The organism is Echinicola sediminis, from assembly GCF_054777495.1.
Genome location: NZ_BAAHAP010000157.1, coordinates 1 through 7,257 on the forward strand (window position 1 = coordinate 1; position 7,257 = coordinate 7,257).

At 43.6% G+C, this 7,257-nt stretch carries 4 protein-coding genes; 1 reads left to right on the plus strand and 3 read right to left on the minus strand.

Features of this window, described 5'->3' with window-relative positions; translation table 11 throughout:
• The first annotated feature begins 227 nt into the window (after window positions 1-227).
• The gene (locus ACYVAA_RS21700; protein WP_460545910.1) at window positions 228-698 is read left to right on the plus strand and encodes a hypothetical protein; all 471 of its coding nucleotides are present in this window, start codon (window positions 228-230) and stop codon (window positions 696-698) included.
• A 67-nt stretch (window positions 699-765) separates the two neighbouring features.
• Here the strand turns inward: ACYVAA_RS21700 and ACYVAA_RS21705 are convergent, their stop codons facing one another.
• The 3 genes from ACYVAA_RS21705 to ACYVAA_RS21715 form a co-directional block, all read right to left on the minus strand.
• Window positions 766-1,377 carry a hypothetical protein gene (locus ACYVAA_RS21705; RefSeq protein ID WP_460545913.1) on the minus strand — a complete coding sequence of 204 codons (612 nt, stop codon included), beginning with the start codon at window positions 1,375-1,377 and terminating at the stop codon, window positions 766-768.
• 21 nt (window positions 1,378-1,398) lie between these two features.
• Window positions 1,399-3,699, minus strand: coding sequence for a TonB-dependent receptor (locus ACYVAA_RS21710; RefSeq protein WP_460545916.1), 2,301 nt, complete (start codon window positions 3,697-3,699; stop codon window positions 1,399-1,401).
• 513 nt (window positions 3,700-4,212) lie between these two features.
• Window positions 4,213-6,978, minus strand: coding sequence for a TonB-dependent receptor domain-containing protein (locus tag ACYVAA_RS21715; RefSeq protein WP_460545919.1), 2,766 nt, complete (start codon window positions 6,976-6,978; stop codon window positions 4,213-4,215).
• Between the last annotated feature and the right edge of the window lie 279 nt (window positions 6,979-7,257).

The following is a 7,257-nucleotide window of genomic DNA, read 5'->3' on the forward strand; positions in this document are numbered from 1 at the left end:
GTTATTAATTCCTTTCAATAGTTAATGGAAATTAAGACCAAAGATAAAAAATGGACTTATAGCGTTAGTTGGCTGCATGATAAATGGTTGGAGATGTTATGCCTGTTAGTAGAGAAGGGCAAGTCCTTTGTCCCTTAAAAACAAAAAGTGGTCTTATTCTCCTCAAGTATCAGATTCCTGATGTATATTTAGTTGGATTAAAGTTGGATTTTATAATGATAACTGAAATGCAGAATTTTAAAAGTATTGCAGGTTTTTTTCTGGTCATCATGATGTGTGTCAGCTGCAATGACCTAAAGGAATCTATCTATACCGAAGAAGTTTTGGAGTATGACTTGAATACTGTGAGTACCGCCTATGGTTATAAGGGAAAAGCTGTTTTTAGGGAGTTTTCTGATGGGAGTGGGGTGGAGGTAAGCATCACGCTGGAGGGGGAGCATTCCAAAAATGAATATTATTTTCCTGCCCACCTTCATTTTGGACCTTTTCAGCAAGGGGAGCATGCCTTGATGGCGGAGCATCTAAACCCTGTGGATATACGGCCACTGAAAAGCGTGACCATCATCAGGGATTTTAGCCTGGAACAATTGAATGCCGAATATTATCACATCAAGGTCCATTTGGCCGAAGAAGGCCCTGATTACAATGTGATTTTAGCGGCGGGAAATGTCGGGGAATATGGAGGGAGCACAGAGTAGGAGCAGAAATTCATTTAATACTAAAAAAGGCCGGTGGATTAGCCGGCCTTTTTGATATTCAATATATTTAGAAGGTCACATTAAAAGTGATGTCCAAATCGGATTCTCCGCCTGCTTGGACGAAGTTTTCCCAATGGGGCTGGTCAGCACCTTCGTAATCCTTGTCCAAATCGTGTCTTAAAATTACACGGATTTGTCCTGTATTAGAACTAAGGCTTTCATCCACAGTAACCAAACCTTTCAGGCCAATAGGATTTCCGTTTTCGTCCTCATCATCGTAGGTGTAGGTCATAAAGGAACTGTTGCCGACAAAGGCACTGCCCAAATAATAGAACTGGTGCTCATCTGCCTCTTCTTCGATTTCCTCGGTAATGTCCTCCTCGGCAATGCCATTATAGGCTGAGACTTCCATAAGGTACCTTTTACCGCTTTCCAGACCGGTAATTACGTCAATGTCCAAATTGCCGCCAAGTGCGATGCCTTCTTCCGCTCTGGCTTCAAATTCCAGAGAAGCACCAAGGGTATTCCCGTTGTCGTCCACCTCGGTGAAGGACAAGGTCACTTCAGTAATCACTTCCTGATCCAATTCAGGAACAGGATCGTCCTTACTACAGGATAAAAAGGAAAGGGTTACACTTAAAAGCAAGGCCAAAGAAACTTTGTGTTGCATGGTTCTCATATCTGATGGTTTAGTTTATAATTAAAATTCGTAATGAAGCCTTAATGAAATGTTTCTGCCCATTTCATGGCTGAAGTACCTGTACCGGTTCATATAGTCCTTGTAGGAGGTATTGAGCATATTGTTTACGGAAAGGTTGGCTTTTAGGCTGGAACTTTCCTTTTTATAAAGAACACTGCTTAAACTAAGGTTCCAAAGGTTGTACCCTTTAGGGGCAGGTGCCAGATCAAAATCAGGTTCTCTACGTTGGCGGAAAACGGAGAGGTTGCTCAGCGTAATTTTGCCCAATGTCCCATGGGTAAAGGTAATACCGGTATCAATGCGGTCTGCAGGGATAAAAGGAAGATATTGGTCGTACGTCAAATTTTTTGCCCTGATCATACTTCCTTTTACATACCAGTTCAGTACAGGCAGGATTTGGTAATCGGAGCTTAGATCAAGGCCCCAAAAATCGGCATCAGCTTGCAAATACTCGTAAACATTGAAGGTTCCCCGAAGAGAGACATATTGTTCATCCGTGGGGTTAAGGAAAATGTAATTATTGATTTTATGATAGTAAGCCGTTAGCTCGGCGGATAACAGATCATTACTATAGCTAAAGGTATTCACCCATTTGAGGGCTTGCTCACTTTCAAAATCGGGATTTCCGATTTCTACCGCGGCAGCTCCATGATGAAGACCTTGGCTAAACTGCTCATTGATGTTTGGTGGCCTCCAGGCTGAGCCGAGGTTAGTGGAGATCATCCAGGAATCGCTGAAACTGTAAGCCCCGCCCAAAAAGGCCGTGAAGTTCTGAAAGGTAAAATCCCTTTCCTCCAGTTCACCTTCCTGATTGTACCTGGCTGCATCCACATAGCGATAGTCAAACCGAGCTCCTCCTTCCAGTTCGAAATGACCGTCAATGTATTTTTCAATGGCGTAGGCTCCCAGGTTGATCAGGTCATAGTTGGGGATCAACGGAGTAACGCCCGTCCCGGGGATATTGTTGTTGGCCTGCTGAAGGAGATTAAGCCCAACAGACCCGTTCCATTTTTTTTGTTTGGGATGCTCGTAGGATACATCCAGGGTATTGGTGAAAAGCTCCAAGTCCAAAGCTGCCCGGTCATTTAGACTGCCCCTTCGTTTGTCAAACTCCTGCCTGTTGTTTTGCTGAAAAGCATAACTGAGGTTGATCACTCCGTCATTATTGAGGTGGTAGTGTCCCTTGGTTTTGAGGAGTTGATGGACCACTTCCTGTCTGGGGTTTTCTATCGAATAAGAAAAGCCGGGGTCAGAGAAAGGCCTTCCGCTTTCAATGAGTTCATTCAGGTCACTGGAATTGCCAGTATGGGAATCGCTAAGGATACCGATTTTGGTGCTGAACCGGCTGTAAAAAAGCTCCAGCCCGAGATTTTTTGAATTATAGCCCGCAGCCCCGGAAAGGTTGAGTTCCCTAAGCCCCGTATTGTCCTGGTAATAATCAGGGGATTTGATATTCCCACTAGCCCTGCTTGATGCTTGAATTCTGTATCCGAAACCCTGTAGTTTTTTTAAACCTCCTTCCAAGCTCAATGAAGCAGCTCCTGCGCCACCGTTGCTGGAACCGACAAGGTTGACCGCTCCCTTGCTTTCATTGGAAACAGGGAGTTTGGGAGGAGTAACCAAGATGACGCCACCCATAGCCTCTGGGCCAAAGCGGACAGTCTCGGCTCCCTTGACCACAGAAATGTCCTCAGCCATAAAGGGGTCTATCTCCGGAGCATGTTCACTGCCCCATTGTTGTCCTTCTTGACGGACTTCGTTGTTCAAAATCATGATACGGTTACTGTGCATACCATGGATCACAGGTTTGGCGATATTGGCACCGGTGGTATAGGTGCTTACACCCGGTAGGTTTTTCAGCGTTTCACCCAAATTTTTGCCCCTGTTTTCATCCAGTAAATCTTTTCCGATACTGGAGATGTTATTCAAGGTATTGACCGCATCCTTATGTCCTATAATCTCTACTCCGTCAATCAAATACTCTTTGGCCTCCAGTCTGATGGTAAGATTGACATTTTGATGAACATTCAAAGGCGATACTTTAGGAGTGTATCCAAGGAATTCTGCAGTTAAAGTAAAATGGCCCTCACAAATATTTTCGATTTTAAAAATTCCATTATTGTTGGTCACTGCGCCCTTATCGAGCTCTTTGACCCAGATATATACGCCTTCCACAGGTTGGTTGCTTTCCTGATCGATCACTTTGCCTCTCACTACAAAGGAGCAATTTTCCTGAGCCTGGAGGTTGGTGACCAAGGTCAATAAAATCAGTAGAAGTAAATGAAGTCTTAAGTTTTCCATTATTGGGGACAAATATAATGAAACAATGTTGCTAAATGCAACGATGTTTCATTAATATTTTGCATTTTCAGCCCTTATGGACAGAAGCAGGGACAGGCTACTGCGATTTCCTACGAATAATCCCATCTAACTTATGTCATAATCTTAGTTCAAGTTTCAAAGACGTCATTCCGAGGCTTGGCGTAGGATTGCGAGAAGGAAGCCGTGGGAATCTCATAATAAGAAGATTGCCACACCCTTTCCTCCCACACTCACCCAAGCACAAAAGGGTTCGCAATGACGCAGCGATCCTATTTCACTGCTTTTAAATCGAACTCGGGTTCATACGTTAGCTATTGTACGTTACTTTTTCCAAGTCTTAGAATCCGGGTTTATTTTCAAATTGATATTGGCACAAGGAAAATTAACAATGCTTGAACCAAGGTACAATTAAGTCTAGAACCACAGAATGCAGCCCTAAGACTGCATTTTGCTTTTATTTTTAAGCATTTCCTAAAACCATTGTGGTTTAAATCAATCGTATTGAGGACTGTCCCCTCCGAAAGCCCTTAGGTTGTAGGTCAGGGTCAACATGAAGAACTGCCTGAGTACTTGCGTTCTTTCATTTTCAATATACACATCGGTAATGTTTCGATTAATGCTGGTGTTTTGATTAAGAAGGTCGAAGACCGTCATTTTCAACTCCAGGTTTTGTGTAGGAGGGAAGCGATAACCAAAGTCGGCATTCATTAACCAAACTGATTGGTCAAACTCTTCGCCCAAGCCCACATAAAACTGATTGTTTACATTGGTGCTCAAGAAGAAACCTCTCCAAAAATTCCAGTAAAGGTCCAGACGGGTGCTTTGGGAATAATAATTGGTGTTGCGGTCTTTTTGTAAAGTGCTTCTTACCACGTTATAGTTAGCTGAAGAGCTGAGGTTGAAGTCAAGCTTTTCACCTACATTACTCGCTATTCCAACCCCTTGCCCCATTCCATAGTTATGATTGGTGTTCAGTTCATTGTTGATCATTCCTGGCTGGTTGGAGTAATTGAATCTTGTGTCCAGGTTAAGGTTACTCTTCATAAAGCCCAAGGGGAAGCCGAAGGAAATACTGGTATTGGCATTCCAGGCATTGTTCAAGTTGACAGGCATCGTAAGCTGGCCACCTTGTCTGAGCAAGACCTCATCCTGGATCAGGGTGTCCTTAGTGGCGATATAAGTGCTTTTGCCAAGAAAGTTTTTGCGCACTCCTGCTGAAAGCCACATAAAGAATGATTTGGAACTTTCCAGGTCAATTTTCCTGACCCTGGTAAAAATCCGATGCTCATACTCCTGTTCCAATTCTGGATTTCCCATGGAAATCTGCAGCGGATTGCTATTATTGATGACATCTTGTAATTGTCTGACCGAAGGTGCGTCTGTCCGGCTCCGGTAACCGAAGCGGATATTGGTGGACTTGTCTGGCTCATAAGTGACATAGAGCCTGGGAACAAAATTCTTGAACGTCCTTTGGGTGTTTTCAAAGCCCGGGAAAAAGCGGTCGCTGTTGAGTTTGGCAATTTCATAGTTAAGCGAGGAATAAATCCTTAGGGTTTCTCCGGCATATTGGTATCCTAAGCTCATTTCCTGTCTCCTGTACCCATTTTCAAATTCATTGCTCAAAGTGCTGTCCCGCTCAAAAACAGCTGATTCCATCTCTCTTTGGGCTACATACTGGATATGGTCCCCTTTATCGTTTCCTATTTCGTATTCCAACCGCAGTTGCGAGTTTTCACCGATTGGCTCGGTATATTCTATCTCGGCTTCATAATCGAACGTAGTGGAAGTATTGTTGGTCCGCTGAATCAGGCTGTCGAGATTTTCCGTTTGGAAATTCCGGTTGGCAGAAAGTAATAGTGCCTCACTTTTATTGTCCCTATAGCCCGTCTCAATGCTGGTGGAGATGGTTCTTCCCGGTTTATTGAATTTGAACCTGTAGGTGAAGTCACTGTCCAGTCTTAAAGCCTCATTGTTTGATTGGGTGGAATTGACGGTTTCACTGATCGGTGTGGTTTGGTCGTAAAGGTTTCGGGCTACCAGTTCCTGGAATGAGTTCCCTTTTTGGTAAGACAGCCTTGGACGCCAGATGATCGCATGCTTTTCAGTAATGTCATACTCCAATTTCATGTTCATACGATGGGTCTGACTATTGTTTTGATCATTTCTTTGCTCATCATAAAACTGTAAGCTGTCACTCGGTAAAATATACTCCCTGGTAGAAGTTCTTCTAAGTGTATTTCTACTGTCATTGAAGAAATAATTCCCTGTGATTTTGGCTTTCCCACCGTCAAATTTATCCGTGAAATTTGTTCCCAAAGCGTTGGTTTTGGTGATTCCGGGTCTTTCTCCCACGGTCAGGTCATCACTGTCCCTTCGTCCCCAGCCCCGGTTGTTGCCTGAGCCAAAGGCTCCTGTAAGATCGTCTGCTGAGAAGTTTTGTTGGTTGATATTGTTACTCAAACCCAGAAGGGAAAGCCGCTGGGGGCCATCAAAGAAATGGACTGCACCTCCGGCAATGTAATTGTCGTCTGTCCCGTAACCGCCAAAAAGTTGGCCGAATTTTCCTCCTCTTTTATCCTTTTTGGTAATGATATTGATCGTTTTGATGGTCTCTCCATCGTCGAATCCCGTTAACCTTGCCTGGTCACTTTTTTGGTCCAGAAACTCGATTCGGTCAATTACCGCTACAGGTAGGTTTTGCATGGCCATGGCCGGATCATCTCCGAAAAAAGGCTCTCCGTCCACCAAAACCCTGCCCACGGTTTCTCCCTGCACTTCGATGGTTCCACCCTGCATTCGTACGCCGGGCATTTTACGGATAAGTTCTCCTGCACTTGCCTGAGAGCGTGTTTTGTAGGCATTGGCGTTAAAAGATACCGTATCGCCTTTTACCTCTCCGGTCATTACCTGCCCCACGACTTCCACTTCATCCAATTGGGTGGCATCTGTTGAAATAAGGATCGTCCCTAGGTCCTTTCCCGAAAAGTTTTTGAATTCTTTGTTTACCGTTTGGTAGCCTATAAAGCTTACTTCCAGTAAGAAGGTGGAGGTTTTTGGTTTACCTATGCTGAACAGTCCCTTCTCATCAGTAAAGGAATTATGGAGCGTCTCACCTTGGCTGTTTTTGATGAAAACATAGGCACCGGGAAGGGTCTCCTCAGAATCTTTGTCCACTACCTTGCCATGAAGCATCTCTTGCGCCCAAAGGTTGTTCTGAAATAAAAAGATAAAAAAAATAAATAAGGATAAGTGTTTCATTGTTCTGATGTTCAGTTGGTTAGTGCAGTTTGCGTTGTGACTTTCATTAATTAGACCCCAAAATTAGATAAAGGTTTACCCTACACTTACTTTATTCTATGAGTGGGGCTAATGCAAGTTGAACGGGGTATTTGGTTGGTAAAAGCCGTAAGGTTTGAGACTGAAAAAAATCGATTGTAAGGCTTTTTTTAATTATTTAAGGCCAAAATGAAGGTTTAAAAAGGAATATGTATATCCGCAAAGACACCAGTAGCTCTAAATTAGCAAACCATCTCTCAC

What these genes read in the sequence shown, in the direction of transcription:
- ACYVAA_RS21700 (WP_460545910.1), top strand. Translation starts at nt 228, where the DNA reads ATGCAGAATTTTAAAAGTATTGCAGGTTTTTTTCTGGTCATCATGATG.
- ACYVAA_RS21715 (WP_460545919.1), bottom strand. Translation starts at nt 6,978, where the DNA reads ATGAAACACTTATCCTTATTTATTTTTTTTATCTTTTTATTTCAGAAC.
- ACYVAA_RS21705 (WP_460545913.1), bottom strand. Translation starts at nt 1,377, where the DNA reads ATGAGAACCATGCAACACAAAGTTTCTTTGGCCTTGCTTTTAAGTGTA.
- ACYVAA_RS21710 (WP_460545916.1), bottom strand. Translation starts at nt 3,699, where the DNA reads ATGGAAAACTTAAGACTTCATTTACTTCTACTGATTTTATTGACCTTG.